Origin of the sequence: Pedobacter sp. SL55 (assembly GCF_026625705.1) — a bacterium.
Classification (GTDB): Bacteria; Bacteroidota; Bacteroidia; order Sphingobacteriales; family Sphingobacteriaceae; genus Pedobacter.
In genome coordinates, this window is record NZ_CP113059.1 from 2,024,173 (window position 1) to 2,040,333 (window position 16,161).

Here is a 16,161-nt window from a genome sequence, read left to right on the forward strand (position 1 = left end):
ATGAATAAATTGAACGCTAATTTCTGTTTTTGTTTAGGTTTACTAGTTTTGGTAACAATGTCTTGTAGGTCAACTAAAGAAGCACAGCATATCGACAAGAAAGATAACATCATCATTTATCAGTTATTACCGCGGCTTTTTGGCAATACCAACACCACCAATAAGCCTTTTGGCACCATTGCCGAAAATGGTTGCGGTAAGTTTAACGATATTAGCGAAAAGGCGCTTGATGGTTTAAAAGAGCTAAACGTAGATTACGTTTGGTACACTGGTGTAATTGCCCACGCTAGCCTTACCGATTATAGCAAATTTGGTATTGCCACAGGCGATGCCGATGTAGTAAAAGGCAGGGCAGGGTCGCCTTACGCCATTAGAGATTACTACGATGTAGACCCCGATTTGGCAGTGGATGTAAACAAGCGTATGGCCGAATTTGAAGCCCTAATTAAACGCACACATGGTAAAGGGCTAAAGGTATTGATTGATTTTGTGCCCAACCATGTAGCCAGAAGTTACAAATCTGTGGCTAAACCAGATGGAGTGGAAGATTTTGGTGACAAAGATGACAAAACTGTTGCCTACAGCGCAACTAACGACTTTTACTACCTCCCTGGCCAAGATTTTATGGTGCCTGCTAATTCAAAATCAAGTGGCTCGTTAGCGACTTTGCAAGATGGTAAATTTGCTGAAAGTCCGGCTAAAGCTACAGGAAATAATGTTTTTGTAGCGCAACCTTCGGTAAACGATTGGTACGAAACTGTAAAACTTAACTATGGCGTTGAATTTAAAGACGGCAAAGAGATCAAACATTTGGAGCCAATGCCTCCTGTATGGCTAAAAATGCGAGATATTTTGGTGTATTGGACTAAAAAAGGTGTAAATGGTTTTAGGTGTGATGTAGCCGAAATGGTGCCTGTAGAATTTTGGAGCTGGGTAATTCCAGAAGTTAAAAAGGTATACCCTAAGTTGATTTTTATTGGCGAAGCCTATAATCCAAAGGTGTATGCGCAATATCTCACTGAAGGTAAGTTCGACTACTTATATGACAAAGTAGGCCTCTACGATGGTTTGAAACGTTTCGTTAAAGATGAAGCTAATGCCAACATAAAAGACATTCAGCATGTATGGCAAATCGAGAGCAAAGGATTTGATCATCAAATGCTACGGTTTCTAGAAAACCATGATGAGGAGCGTATTGCTGCTAAAGGCTTTGCTGGCGATGCAAAGTTGGCTTTTCCAGCCATGGTAATCTCGGCTACTTTAGGTAAGGGGCCTTTAATGCTCTATTTTGGCCAGGAAGTAGGCGAGCCGGGTGCAGGCGTAGAAGGTTTTGGTGGCGATGACAACCGCACCTCCATCTTCGATTATTGGGGTGTACCGAACCACCAACGCTGGGTAAATGGAGGCAAGTTTGATGGTGCCCAACTCCATGTTCAAGAAAGACAAATTCGTGATTTTTATAAGAAGTTAACCAGTGTTAGAGCTAACAGCGACGCTGTGACTAATGGAGCAATGACGGAAATTCCGTTGAATGGGTTTCCAAAAGCTTATGCATACGTTAGGCATAGCGGTAAACAGCGTATTTTGGTGGTAGCCAACTTTAACCGTAAAGAAAATTTGCAGACAAGCATTGAAATCCCGGCTCAACTGCTAAAGTCCCGTAAAGTGAGCCAAGCTAAAGATTTACTTTCAGCTCATCAGGCAGTTGTCAAAGAGAATGTAATTTCCGTCGAGGTTTTGCCTTCATCAGCACAAATCATCGAATTTTAACCAAAAAACTAACCAAAAAACCGTATGAACCTTCAAAAAAATACTAAACCTGCGCTAAGCATTTCGCAAATCATCAACATGAGCGTTGGTTTTTTTGGGATACAGTTTGGCTGGGATTTGCAACGTGCTAACATGGGGCGCATTTACGAAAATTTAGGTGCCAATGCCGACGATGTGCCGTTATTGTTCTTAGCTGCGCCTTTAACTGGTTTAATTGTGCAGCCCATTATTGGTTACCTCAGCGATCGCACTTGGCATCCTACTTGGGGGCGTAGACGGCCGTATTTTTTCATCGGTGCCTTAATTAGTTCTATAGCTTTAATTTTCATGCCGCACAGTAGTGCTTTATGGATGGCGGCAAGTTTACTTTGGATTTTAGATGTGTTTGGCAACGTATCTATGGAACCATTCAGGGCTTTTGTAGCTGATAAACTACCAGAAAGCCAAATTAACCGTGGTTTTGTGATGCAAAGTATGATGATTGGCTTGGGTGGTAGTATTGCTTCGGCTTTACCTTGGATATTTAACAACTGGTTCAAAGTAAGTAATGTGGCTGCTTTTGGTGGTGTGCCGCAAAACGTAAAATATTCCTTTTATCTAGGTGCTTTCTTCTTTTTTTCTGCAGTGCTTTATACGGTGTTAACTAGTAAAGAATATCCTCCAACAGAAGAAGAAATCAAGGAAAATAAAAAGGGTGCTGGCTTCTTTGGTGGTATCTCGGAGATGGTATCTGCTATTGGAAATATGCCGAAGCAAATGAAGGTAATTTCTTTGGTGCAGTTTTTTACTTGGCCTGGCCTCTTTTTAATGTGGTTTTATTACACTACTGCAGTAGCCGTAAACGTTTTTGGCGGTAAAGATGCAAGCGATCCCGTGTACGCAGCAGGTGCCGATTTCGGAAGTTTAACCTTGGCCTTCTACAGTGTGGTTACGTTTTTGTTTGCACTCATTTTACCAAAAATAGCCGATACACTGGGTCGAAAAACTACACACTCACTTTGCCTGCTCTGCGGTGCTTTGGGCCTTATCAGCGTGGCTTGGGTACACGATAAAAATATGCTCTACCTGTGTATGACGGGTATAGGTATTGCTTGGGCCAGTATTCTATCTATGCCTTATGCGATGCTGAGCGGACACCTACCAAAAGCTAAAATTGGCATATACATGGGCATATTCAACTTTTTTATTGTGCTGCCAGAAATTATTGCGTCTCTTGGTTTTGGCTGGCTAATGCGTAACGTGCTTAATAATGATAGGCTGTTGGCGGTACAGTTAGGTGGAGGTTTAATGGTTTTAGCAGCCATTTTATGTTATCTTTTAGTGAAAGATGAGCGAAAGTTGGATGCAGGATTAGCAGCCGAATTAGCAGTAGAAGAACATAGAAGTGTTTAACAAATCAGCGCCATAAGTGGTGGAATTTATATAGATATGAAAAGAAATTTTTTAGTCCTTTTTTTGGCTTGCTGTATCAGTTTTTCTTGCAAAAAAAGTAAAGGTGGTGAAGAGCCTAGTCCTACACCTCCAACTCCAGTTACACCTATCTCTACCGAGTTACCTGCAGGTGCTAAAGAAGGTGTCGTGTTTACAAATAGTGGCACTTCAGCCATTTTTACCTTGTATGCTCCAGGAAAAAATTCCGTTAGCTTAATGGGTGATTTTAATGATTGGTCGGCCACTGCCGCAAAAATGACCAAAACGCCAGATGGTAACTATTTTTGGGCTAAAGTAGATAACATCAATCCTAATACAGAATATGCCTACCAGTTTTTGGTAGATGATAATTTGAGAATTGCCGATCCTTACTGCGAAAAGATTTTAGATCCAGTAAACGATCCGTACATTACTGCGGCTACTTATCCAAACTTAAAAGCTTATCCTACGGGTAAAACCACAGGCATTGTAAGTGTTATGCAGGCCAATCAGCCTAGCTATACCTGGAGAAACAATGCTTTTGTTCGCCCTGCTAAAAACGATCTGGTTATTTACGAGTTGCTGATTAGAGATTTTACCACTGAACATACCTATAATTCAACGATACAAAAATTAGATTATTTGGCGGGCTTGGGTATCAATGCCATCGAATTATTGCCCGTAAACGAATTCGAGGGTAATTTAAGCTGGGGATATAATCCATCATTCTATTTTGCGCCAGATAAATATTACGGTACAAAAAACGATTTGAAAAAATTTATCGACGAATGTCATGGCAGAGGTATTGCGGTAATTTTAGATATGGTACTCAATCATTCTTTTAGCCAATCGCCAATGGTGCAGTTATATTTTGATGGCAACAAGCCAACAGCCAACAATCCTTGGTATAACGTGGACGCTAAACATCCTTTTAATGTGGGCTACGATTTTAATCATGAGAGTGGCGCTACCAGAGCTTTTACAAAAAATGTGATTAAGTTTTGGATGCAGGAATACAAAGTAGATGGTTTTAGGTTTGATTTGGCCAAAGGATTTACCCAACGCCAAAGTAATGATGATGGCGCTTTTTCGGCTTTTGATGCTGGTAGGGTTGCCATTTGGGATGATTACTTAGCAACCATGAAAAGCATAGATCCCAATTTTTATATCATTTTAGAACTTTTTGCAAATGACAGTGAAGAGCAGGCTTATGCTACTAAAGGGATGATGATGTGGAATAACCTTAACCATGCAATGAATGAAGCAACCATGGGCTGGTTAAATTCTTCCGACTTCTCGAGAGGGATGTTTGGTACGCATGGGTTTACTTCTTCAGAAGGCTTAGTAAGCTATGGCGAAAGTCATGACGAAGAACGCCTAACTTATAAAAACTTGATGTACGGTAATGTAAACGGCAGCTACGTAATCAAGGGTAACTTGGCAACATCTTTGAAACGTAACGAAATGGCTGCTGCCTTTTTATTTGCAATGCCAGGCCCAAAAATGCTTTGGCAATTTGGTGAGTTAGGTTACGATGTGAATATTGATTTTAACGGTCGTACAGGAGAGAAACCTATACGATGGAATTATTTTGATGATGTGAACCGTAAAGCACTATACAACGCCTTTGCCAAGCTGATTAGGATGAAGCTAAAAAACAGTGTGTTTAGAACAAGCAACATTACTTACGACTTTTCGAAAGCGATTAAATACATTAAACTTACCGACGGCAATAATACGGTGGTAGTAGTAGGTAATTTTGATGTAGCGCCACAGACAGCCAACATAGATTTTGGAAGTGTTGGCACTTGGTATAATGCTGTAGGTAGCAATATCACTTTGGGTAGTTCGGTTTATAGCCAAAGCTTAGGGGCGGGCGAGTACCACATTTTTAGTAAGCAGCCTTTAAATAATTAAGTTAAAGGTTTACTTGGTTTGCGCTACCTCCTTTGGAATAGCGTGGGTAACAAATTTGTACCTTTAGCCTAAACCTATTATTTTTACAATGTGAAAAACATAGGTGCTTTTTTGCTTTTATTTGTTATTCTAATCTCCATGCTGCCCTGCACTGATGAGGTAGGCTGTACAGATGAAACCACTAGCGCTTATCAATTGTCTCATGAGGAAAGTTCAGAAGAGAACTGCTCTTCAATCTGTATGTGTGCTTGTTGCGGTCAGCGTATGATAGCTGTAGAACAGCTTGGGTTTCGTGTCCAAACCTCTCCTCAGTTCTATAACCATACCATCAAGGATTATCAATTTTATTTAGAGCTATTGAGCCAAAACATCTGGCAACCGCCTAAGCTCGCTTAATATTTAATATCGGTACTACCGATGTTGGCAATGCTTGTTTGCCAATAGAAAATCTTATTAAATATTAATGATAAAAAGCTTTATAGATGAAATTCTTATTGCCATTTTTGGCGCTATTTTTTAGCGGCTATGCTTTTGCCCAAAATACTTGGACGGGTAAAGTGATAGACGCAGATCACAAAGAGGTTTTAGCCGAGGTCACGGTTTACGTAAAAGGAACAAACCTTATCGCAAAAACAGATGAAAAGGGATTAGTTACCTTGCAAAACATCCCGAATGGAACACAGGTTATTGGTTTTAAAATTATTGGCCATCAAGAAAAAACGTTGAGTTTGGTTTTTCCTTTAAATCAGACTGAACCTACAACAGTAGCATTAGAACATGATGAAGACGATTTGGACGAAGTGGTCATTACCTCAACCAGAAGCTCTAGAACTATTAGGGATATTCCTACTAGGGTAGAGTTTATTGCTGGAGAAGAATTGGAAGAAAAATCGAACATGAAACCTGGCGACGTAAGGATGGTGTTGAGTGAGAGTACAGGTATTCAAACACAAACTACTTCTGCAACCTCTGCCAATGCAGCCATTAGAATTCAAGGTTTAGATGGCCGATATACTCAAATTCTAAAAGATGGTTTTCCGCTATACGCAGGTGCTGCTAGTGGTTTGGGCTTGTTGCAAATTCAGCCCTTAGATTTAAAGCAGGTGGAGCTAATTAAAGGTTCGGCTTCTACCTTGTATGGCGGTGGCGCAATTGCAGGTTTGGTAAACTTCATCTCAAAAACGCCTAAAATGGAACGTGAACTCAATTTTCACTTAGACGGCACCAGCGCTAGAGGCTTAAGTTTAAACGGTTTTTATGGCAAGAGAAATGAGAAAGTAGGCACTACCATTTTTGCGGCTTATCAAAGTAATGCTGCTTATGATCCAGCGGATATTGATCTGTCGGCTATTCCAAAGTTTAAACGTTACAGTTTCAATCCTAAGTTCTACTATTATCCAACAGCTAAAACAAAGTTGATGATGGGTTTGAACTCTACTTTCGAGGATCGGGTAGGTGGCGATATGCATTACATTAACGATGGAAATGACCCATCGCATAGTTATTTCGAACAGAATAAAACCGAACGTTTGAGTTCTCAAATTGCATTAGATCATGATTTTGGAAAATGTAGTCACGTTACTTTCAAAAACAGTGTCGGTTATTTTAATAGGAAGTTGTTTATGCCAGGTTATGTATTTAACGGTACACAATATTCTACTTTTACAGAAGCCAATTACGCCAGTCATGGTGAAGGAATTTGAATGGGTGGCGGGCGCCAACCTTTGGACTGATAGCTTTAAAGAAAAGCAAATTACATCCGCTTTGCGAGATTATAACCAAACCACCTTTGGTGCTTTTTTTCAAAATACTTTCAAAGCAAATAATTGGTTGCATATAGAAACGGGTTTACGGGCCGACCATGTAGTAGATTACGGAACGGCTTTTTTACCTCGTTTATCAACCTTGTTTAAGCTTAGCGATAAATTTACTTCGCGTTTAGGTGGCGGACTAGGTTACAAAGCTCCCACTTTATTTACCGAAGATAGTGAACGTTTGCAATATCGAGACGTTTTGGCTTTGAACTCGCAGGCTAATAAATTAGAGAAGAGCTATGGCGCAAACCTCGATTTTAATTATCGGACTAGTTTGTTTGACGAAAAAGTATCCTTTACCATTAATCATTTATTTTTCTTAACTCGCATTAATGATCCTTTACAGTTATTGCCAACAACTTCGGGCGCTTACCAATTTGTAAACGTAGCAGGAAACATAGAAACCAAAGGAACTGAAACCAATGTAAAATTAGGTTATAATGACTTCAAATTGTTTTTAGGCTATACTTATACCGATGCTCACCGACATGAAGGAACTTTGAGGTTTGATAACCCCTTGACGGCTAAGCATAGGATCAATTCGGTATTGATGTATGAGGTGCACGACGAATGGAAAGTAGGTTTAGAGGCTTATACTTTCAGCAAGCAGTTATTAAATGATGGTAGTTACGGTAAAAAATATACCATCATGGGTTTTATGGTCGAAAAACTATGGGAGCGCTTTTCAATTTACGTGAACTTCGAAAATTTTACGGATAGTCGCCAAACCCGTTTCGACAATATTTACACCGGTGCCATTAGCAACCCTCAGTTTAGGGATATTTATGCCCCTTTAGATGGTTTTGTATTTAACGGAGGAATAAAGTTTAGGTTATAAATTTTCAGACTTACGAAGTTCTAGCAACTTCGTAAGTCTTTTTTATCACGAGGTAATACCATTTGGTTACCGTAATTTTACATACAGATATTTAATTTCCAGTATTTTTGCCTAGGGAATGCTATAATGAAAAAAATAATTTTATTTATTGGTTTGCTGCTGGTTTTCATTCAAGTAGTAGTGGCGCAAGACCTTTCGCAACAAATAGTAGCTGGAAGGTTTAATGATCCGTCACAAATTAAAAAGCCATACATTATTTACATTTCTGCCGATGGTTTTAGAAACGATTATGCGGAGAAATATCAAGCTAAAAATCTATTGGCGTTAAGGGCAAAAGGTGTTCAGGCTACGGCAATGAAACCTTCTTATCCATCAGTTACTTTCTCTAATCATTATACTTTGGCTACGGGAATGTACCCTTCGCATCACGGTATCGTGAACAATTCGTTTTACGATCCTAAACGGAAGGAAATGTACGTAAAAACAGACCGCAGTGCCGTAAGCGATAGCACTTGGTATGGCGGCGTGCCGATTTGGGTGTTGGCCGAGCAACAAAAAATGCTTACCGCTGCTTTTTATTGGTTAGGGTCTGAGACTGCCGTTCTAGGCGTGAGGCCAACCTATTGGTATAATTTCAATACTAAAATCCCTATGGATACACGTATTGATGCCGTGAAAAATTGGTTGCAGTTGCCAGAAGAAAAGCGTCCGCACTTGATTAATTTCTATTTTCCAGAAGTAGATGTAGCTGGACATCATTTTGGTAGTAATTCAAAAGAAACCGCTGCTGCGGTAAAATTAGTAGATAATGCGGTGGGCGAAATGGTGGAGCTTACCAAAGAAGTGGGATTAGATGTCAACTTTGTTTTTGTATCAGATCACGGAATGACCGAAGCGGATAATAAAAACACCTTGGATTTGCCATCGCTTATTGATACCAGCAAGTTTATTGTGCCTAATGGCGATGCGCTGATCCAAATTTATGCGAAGGATAAGAGAGATATCAAACCGCTTTATAAAAAGCTTAAAGCCGAAGGAAAAGATTACGATGTTTACCTAACCCGTAACATGCCGAAACGTTGGCATTACCGGGCAAAGGACAATAAAGACGGTAGAATAGGAGATATCATTCTTATTCCACGCCTGCCCAAGATATTTAATCTTACGGGTAGGCCAACAAATATTGGTAAGCATGGCTTTGACAATGATATGCCAGATATGCAAGCAACTTTTTACGCTTGGGGTCCAGATTTTAAAGCGGGAATGACTATCAATTCATTCGAAAATGTTCATGTCTATCCGCTACTGGCTAAAATTTTGGGTTTATCTTATGGACATAAAATTGACGGAGATGTAAAGGTGTTAGCGCCGATATTGAGGTAGCATTACCACTTTTGTATTGGTGGGTAAAAGCTTTCAGCGTAACATTTTAGTGCTAATTAGGTGTTGCCAGCTACATTACAGATATTTATATCTAACAAACCTAAACATATAAAAATGAAGAAAACCTTTACCATCATTAGTTTTGCATTGTTGATTTCTGCTACTGTTTTTGCACAAAGGCAACAGGCACAAGGCACTGCCCCAAAAGCTGGTTCAGCACCTGCTCCAGCAACACCAACTAAAGAAGAAACAAAAATAAACACCAACATCGCCTCTAGAAACATTGTTCCCGAAAGTTCGGTGGTAACCAATCATACGGTAACCATCAACGGAAAAGCAGTGCCTTACAAAGCAACTGCGGGTACTTTGCCAGTATGGGACGAGGAAGGTAAAACACTCGCTGGTTTATTCTATACTTATTACGAAAGAACCGATGTAGGCAACAAAGAAAGTCGCCCTTTGGTCATTTCCTTCAATGGCGGTCCAGGTTCAGCATCGGTATGGATGCACATTGCCTACACCGGTCCGGTAGTGTTAAAAATAGATGACGAAGGTTATCCTGTTCAGCCTTATGGCTACAAAGACAATAGCACTTCGATACTAGATGTGGCAGATATTGTTTATATCGATCCTGTAAATACTGGCTATTCTAGAACCGTAAGTAAAGATGTGCCAACCAATAGGTTTTTTGGCGTAAGAGCTGATATCAAATACTTGGCAGAGTGGATCAACACCTTTGTAACTCGTACTAATCGTTGGGCTTCGCCAAAATATCTGATAGGAGAGAGCTATGGTACTACCCGTGTTTCGGGCTTAGCGCTAGAACTGCAAAGCAGCCATTGGATGTATTTGAATGGCGTAATTTTAGTATCGCCAACAGAGCTCGGTATAGAACGCGGAACTGCAATGGATGCAGCTTTGCGTTTGCCTTATTTTGCGGCAACAGCGTGGTATCACAAAGCTTTGGCTAACGATTTGCAATCGAAAAAATTAACCGATATGCTGCCAGAGGTAGAGACATTTACCATTAACGAGCTAGTGCCTGCAATGGCAAAGGGAGGCTTTCTTCCCGCCGAAGAAAAAAAGAAGATAGCCGCTAAAATGGCTCGTTTCTCTGGCCTTTCAGAGAAAGTAATTCTACAAAACAACTTAGATATTTCTACCAATTTATTCTGGAAAGAATTGTTGAGGGACAAAGGTTTTACCGTTGGTCGCTTAGATTCTCGATACAAAGGAATTGACAAATCTGACGGCGGCGAACGCCCTGATTATAATGCCGAGCTTACCTCTTGGCTACATTCTTTCACGCCAGCTATCAATATGTATTTGCGCAACGAGTTAAACTACAAAACCGATTTGAAGTACAATATGTTCGGCCCGGTAAATCCTTGGGATAGAACAGGCGATAATACCGGCGAAAATTTAAGAGCAGCTATGGCGCAAAATCCGTATCTGCATGTATTGGTACAGTCTGGGTATTACGATGGTGCTTGCGATTATTTCAACGCTAAATATAACATGTGGCAAATGGATCCAAGCGGTAAGTTAAAAGATAGAATGAGCTGGGAAGGTTACGAAAGCGGCCACATGATGTACTTGCGCAAAGTAGATTTAGCTTTAGGAAACGATCATATTCGTGAGTTTATTAAGAAATCAACTCCAAAACCTGGCCAATCAGCTAAGTTTTAATTTTTTTGAAGCGCAAAAGCAGTGCTAATATCCAACATCAGTCCTGCTTTTCACTACAATCTTTTTATTAAAGCATCCAAACAAACTTCGTAAGTTTCAAAAACTTACGAAGTTTCAATTACCGCACCTACACCAAAAAGTATTTTCGTTTCAATCAGGGCTATTGTTCCAAGAATTTGCTAGGGGCAAATTAAGAATTAGCGTTAGCGCCTCGAAAACTTAACAAAAATGGCTATCTTAAAATGGCGTAATTCAATTGAAAGATGAAAATTATTTTAACTTTTCTGAGCTTAGTTTTTGCAATTTATGCAGCCGTTAGAGGGATAGATTTTATACGTCGTGAAGATCATACATTTGTTTTATTTGGTTTTGGCTGCTTATCGTTAGCTGCAGGTTTAGCCTATATTACCGTTAAGTCGGTACTTAAAAAAGAAGCCGCATTAATTTTTTTATTGTTAATTGTTTCCATATAAATGCTTAATTTTGCTGCCCCACTATGGAACAATTAAAAACATCTTTTGATTTTGAAAAACCTTTGACAGATTTGTACCAACAAATCGAAAAGGTTAAGCAAATTGCCGATAAGACTAAAGTAGACATGTCGGCTACATTGGCAGAGCTAGAAGAAAAGGCTGATGATACCAGCAAAAGCCTTTATGCTAACCTTACTGGATGGCAAAAAGTTCAAATGTCTCGTCATGCAGAGCGCCCGCAAACATTAGACTATATCAACCTAATCTGCGATGATTTTATCGAAATGCATGGAGATAGAACGGTTGGCGATGATAAAGCGATCGTTGGTGGTTTCGCTACCATCAACGGAGAAACTGTAATGGTAATCGGTCACCAAAAAGGTAAAAATACTAAAGAGCGTCAGTATCGTAACTTTGGTATGGCTAACCCAGAAGGTTACCGTAAAGCATTGCGTTTAATGCGTTTGGCAGAAAAATTCAATAAGCCTGTAATTTCTTTCATCGATACCATGGGTGCTTACCCAGGTTTGGAGGCAGAAGAACGTGGACAGGGGCGAAGCTATTGCTCGTAACTTGTTAGAAATGTCGGTTCTTAAAGTTCCAATTCTTTGTTTCATCGTAGGCGAAGGCGCATCTGGTGGTGCATTAGGTATTGGCATAGGCGATAAAGTTTATATGCTAGAGCACACTTGGTATTCGGTAATTTCGCCGGAGTCTTGTTCTTCTATCTTATGGAGAAGCTGGGATTTTAAGGAGAAAGCTGCGGAATGTTTAAAATTGACTTCCGAAAATATGTATGCCAACAAGTTAATTGATGGTATCGTTAAAGAACCACTAGGTGGTGCGCACCAAAACCCAGAAGAAATGGCTGCAACCTTAAAAGCTCAAATCTTAACTGATTTAAAATCACTGAAGAAAACCAATGCTGAAAAACTAATTGCCGCGAGAATTGATAAGTTCTGTGCAATGGGTGTAGTTAATGAGTAATCAATAGGCAGATGCCAGTATTCAGGCGTTAATCTGTATACGAAAAGTATATAAAAAGCACGATCAATCAAGGTCGTGCTTTTTTGTGGGTTCATAACTGAGCACACTAAGTCTATACATGGCTTGCTTATTTTTTCCATCCGATTTTCTACGGTTAAAACCAGGTTGGCGCTTTTAGGTCGCCTGTTACCTTTACCAATGTTATTTTAGTCGAAGCCCTCTCTAGCTACGCCATTTCTTCCGAAGGGAGAGAAAAACGATGAATGATGCCACTCTCTTCCTTTGTGAGAGATGCGCAATAGTGCAGAGCGGGTATTAAAAAAAAGCCGTCCCGATTTTAATCGAGACGGCTTTTTAATGGATTATAGATTGCTTACATATTCATAAAATCTGGAGGTAATTCGCCGAAATATTGGGCAAAGCCACCTTTATCAAATAAAGATTTAAGTTGGTTTTCTAACTCCTTTGCTAATTGAGGCTGTTTGTACTGTGCTGCCACTTTCGCCATTGGCATTAAACCGTAAAACAAACCAATTTGTATTTGCTGTTGGCCAACCAACCTGTTTTTACTTTTAGATACGTCGCCTAAATAGGTTACTTCTTTACCAACATAATCTGCATATTTTTTAATTAAGGCGTTAGCTTTATCGGTTTCGCCTAAAATGTAAAGGTTTTGCGCCATTGTTGCTGCCCCCATAGCAGCACGCATACCATAAATTTTAGTAGGGATAACCTCATCATACCTTTTCATTACCTTTTTAGCATCTTCTAATCTGCCAGCTTTAATTAGGCCGGTAGTTAAGCTATTAAAGATATTGTTGAAGATAGAAATATCATCAGCAGACTGAATATCTAAGTATTTAGCATTTTTAATATTACCCCACTTAAACTTGTTCATCACATGCTCATACATTGGCTCTAGGTTAACAGGCTGCTCTTCTTCTCCTCGTTTTGCCGGATCCAAAGGCAACAACCTTAACGCCAAACCTTCGCTGTACAGGTAATTATCTAAACCATTAAACTGATCGGAAGGCACAGCATTAGCAAAGTAAACTGGGCGTTTCCAATTGTTATGAGCCAAAATATCTAGCATTGCCAAAGTTCCTTTGGTAACATACTCTTTGTTAAAAGTCCATTCTAAACTCGGCACAATTTCTCCAGCACGGTTTGCAGGTAAGGTTTTGGTATTAATTACATCCTGCGGATTAACAGTTAGCTTAAATTTCTTAGTTGGAATAAAGTTGGTGGTAGAACCATCTTGCAGTGGTAGTTTGTCGTCAGTATCGTCTGATAACAATAGATCTACAATCTGTTTCAGCTCCACGGGCTCAGCAATGCCCATATCTTTATGGTACATTACATCTCTTACTCCAGATACGTATTGCTTCTCTGTCATCGAAATTGGTAATGGCTCCGATTCGTGAACTTTGCGTTTCATACCATTGATGTACCAGTCGGTATCAAACAAACTCAAGTTTACCAGTCTAATATCGGGCCTAATGCCTTCCACTTCTTGTGCATACCATAGTGGGTAAGTGTCGTTATCGCCGTAGGTAAACAAAATGGCATTTGGTGCACAAGATTCCATGTAGCTAATGGCAATATCTCGGGCAAGTGTTTTCTCAGATCTGTCGTGGTCGTTCCAGCCTTCTTTGGCCATCAATACTGGCGCCATAAGTAAGCCAATTACAGTAGCGGCAATGGCTCCAGTTTTTGGATCCATTTTCTTGAGTAGCCACTCTTTAATTGCAATAATACCTAAGCCAATCCAAATGGCAAAGGCGTAAAAAGAGCCAACGTACGCATAATCTCTCTCTCGTGGTTCCATAGGTTTTTGGTTAAGGTAAAGCACAATGGCTAAACCAGTAAAGAAAAACAGTAAACCAATAATGCCAGCATCTTTAGGATGGCGGCCAAAATGCCAAACTGCACCAATTACACCTAAAATTAACGGTAAGAAGTAGAAGCGGTTGTAAGAATTACTTTCTTTAATAGATGGAGGTAAATTGCTCTGATCTCCGTAAAGCATGGCATCAATGGGTTTTAAACCGCTAATCCATTGGCCTTCGTATAAGCTGCCTTGGCCTTGTTCTTCGTTTTGGCGGCCGGCAAAATTCCATAAGAAATAGCGCATATACATAAAACCAACCTGATGGCGCATAAAGAAGCCTAAGTTATCAAAGAAACTAGGGAAGTGCTCGTCACTCATTCCCATCATGTCTTTATAATAGTCTACGTGTCTTTGGTCGTCGCTGTACATACGAGGAAACAAAACCTCATGCTGTAACCTGCGGATACTATCAGGAAAGGTTTCATTCTCGCCATAAATACGTTTTGTTTTTGTTCCAGAAACCTCATATTTGGTGTCTCCTTTACGGTAACTTTTCCCAGTTTCTACATAAACAGGGGCAGAGCCGTCATCCTTGTATTTAGGAATAGAATTGTAGTTAGGTCCAAAAAGCAGTGGTCTATCTCCGTATTGTTCACGGTTCAAATAGCTTAAAAAAGAGAAAGCGTTGTCCGGATCACTATTGTTTAAGTTAGGTTTTGCTTGTGCTCTAATGATAATCATGGCAAACGAACCGTAACCAAATATGATTAACACGGTAGATAATAGTGCTAAGTTTAAGATCTTCTTTTGGTGTTTGATGGAGTACCTGATGCCCCAAACAAGGCCACCAATTAATAAAAGAGCGAAAAACAACACGCCGGTTCCAAAGCCCAGCCCTAGAGTGTTTACAAAGAAAAGATCAAAATAAGCACCAAACGATACTAAATATTGAATAATGCCATATTGTACCACCGCCAAAATTAAGATACCAACACCAAGTGTTTTAAATATGCCTGATGTAGTTGGTTTTGGCTCTTTTTTAAAGTAGTAAACAAACGCAATTGCTGGTATAGTTAATAGGTTTAACAAGTGGATACCGATAGATAAACCCATGATATAAGCAATAAATAGCAACCATCTATCTGCTTTAGGCTCATCGGCAACGGCTTCCCATTTTAAGATACCCCAAAATACAATAGCTGTAAACAGCGAAGAAAGTGCATAAACCTCTGCTTCAACCGCCGAAAACCAAAAACTATCTGAATAAGTATAAGCTAAAGCACCAACCACACCTGCGCCCATAATGGTAATTAGGTTTGCGGTGGTAATTTCTTCTGCTTTTTTAACGATTACTTTTTTAGCGAGAGCTGTAATGGTCCAAAATAAGAAAAGAATGGTGGCACCACTTGCTACCGCCGAACCAAAGTTCATGAAATAGGCAATTTTACTTTTATCGCCCATGGCCAATAAAGAGAAGAAACGCTCTATCATTAAAAATAGGGGAGCACCCGGTTGGTGTACTACCTGCATTTTGTAGGCCGAAGCGATAAACTCGCCGCAATCCCAGAAACTTGCCGTTGGCTCTAGCGTTAAAACATAAGTGAGGGTGGCTATAAAAAAACAAGCCCAGCCAATAATATTGTTTACTTTTGAATAGTTCATATTTGTGATATGATGATTTCTTAAACCTTAGTTTGGTGCATTAAAATGCTGCCGAAAATAAAGAAATAGATTGATATAGGAGTTAGGGATTAACCTTATTTAACAAAAAATAACTAAATCTGCTTGACACTCAGTAGGGGTAGAAAATATTTTAAAATTTTTTGTGCAAGATATTTGCAAGTTTCAAAAATGTGCGTACATTTGCATTCCCTTTCAGCAACACGCTTGTGAGAGCGTTAGAAAGAGGAGATTGTCCGATAGTATAAGGGTAGTACGACAGTTTTTGGTACTGTTTGTCTTGGTTCGAATCCAGGTCGGACAACAAATCACTTCGGGTTGTGAATAAAACCGCAACCCGATTTTTTATTAACAAGCATTGATACCCGC

At 39.7% G+C, this 16,161-nt stretch carries 10 protein-coding genes and 1 pseudogene; 10 read left to right on the top strand and 1 reads right to left on the bottom strand.

Annotation, left to right across the window (positions count from 1 at the left end):
- The 10 genes and pseudogenes from OVA16_RS09095 to OVA16_RS09140 all read left to right on the top strand — a co-directional run bounded on the left by OVA16_RS09095 (position 1) and on the right by OVA16_RS09140 (position 12,281).
- The gene (locus OVA16_RS09095; RefSeq protein ID WP_267765035.1) at positions 1-1,770 is read left to right on the top strand and encodes an alpha-amylase family protein; all 1,770 of its coding nucleotides are present in this window, start codon (positions 1-3) and stop codon (positions 1,768-1,770) included.
- A gap of 24 nt (positions 1,771-1,794) precedes the next feature.
- Positions 1,795-3,162 (top strand): MFS transporter, encoded by a 1,368-nt coding sequence (locus tag OVA16_RS09100; protein WP_267765036.1) that lies wholly within the window; start codon positions 1,795-1,797, stop codon positions 3,160-3,162.
- Between the two features lie 36 nt (positions 3,163-3,198).
- The gene (locus OVA16_RS09105; RefSeq protein ID WP_267765037.1) at positions 3,199-5,097 is read left to right on the top strand and encodes an alpha-amylase family glycosyl hydrolase; all 1,899 of its coding nucleotides are present in this window, start codon (positions 3,199-3,201) and stop codon (positions 5,095-5,097) included.
- Between the two features lie 90 nt (positions 5,098-5,187).
- Positions 5,188-5,493 (top strand): hypothetical protein, encoded by a 306-nt coding sequence (locus OVA16_RS09110; RefSeq protein ID WP_267765038.1) that lies wholly within the window; start codon positions 5,188-5,190, stop codon positions 5,491-5,493.
- 86 nt (positions 5,494-5,579) lie between these two features.
- A complete protein-coding gene (locus tag OVA16_RS09115; RefSeq protein ID WP_267765039.1) occupies positions 5,580-6,800 on the top strand; it encodes a TonB-dependent receptor in 1,221 nt (406 codons plus the stop codon).
- Positions 6,784-7,749, top strand: coding sequence for a TonB-dependent receptor plug domain-containing protein (locus OVA16_RS09120; protein ID WP_267765040.1), 966 nt, complete (start codon positions 6,784-6,786; stop codon positions 7,747-7,749). Before OVA16_RS09115 ends, OVA16_RS09120 begins: the two co-directional genes overlap by 17 nt.
- Positions 7,750-7,875: 126 nt before the next feature.
- A complete protein-coding gene (locus tag OVA16_RS09125) occupies positions 7,876-9,132 on the top strand; it encodes an ectonucleotide pyrophosphatase/phosphodiesterase (protein ID WP_267765041.1) in 1,257 nt (418 codons plus the stop codon).
- A gap of 114 nt (positions 9,133-9,246) precedes the next feature.
- The gene (locus tag OVA16_RS09130; protein ID WP_267765042.1) at positions 9,247-10,821 is read left to right on the top strand and encodes a S10 family peptidase; all 1,575 of its coding nucleotides are present in this window, start codon (positions 9,247-9,249) and stop codon (positions 10,819-10,821) included.
- Between the two features lie 263 nt (positions 10,822-11,084).
- Positions 11,085-11,294: a hypothetical protein gene (locus OVA16_RS09135; protein ID WP_267765044.1), complete on the top strand. Its 210-nt coding sequence runs from the start codon at positions 11,085-11,087 to the stop codon at positions 11,292-11,294.
- A 23-nt stretch (positions 11,295-11,317) separates the two neighbouring features.
- Positions 11,318-12,281 (top strand): annotated as a pseudogene (locus tag OVA16_RS09140) (acetyl-CoA carboxylase carboxyltransferase subunit alpha).
- Positions 12,282-12,654: 373 nt separating this feature from the next.
- On the opposite strand, the gene OVA16_RS09145 reads toward OVA16_RS09140, so the two are convergent.
- Complete coding sequence (locus tag OVA16_RS09145) at positions 12,655-15,774, bottom strand: protein O-mannosyl-transferase family (RefSeq protein ID WP_267765045.1); 3,120 nt, start codon at positions 15,772-15,774, stop codon at positions 12,655-12,657.
- Between the last annotated feature and the right edge of the window lie 387 nt (positions 15,775-16,161).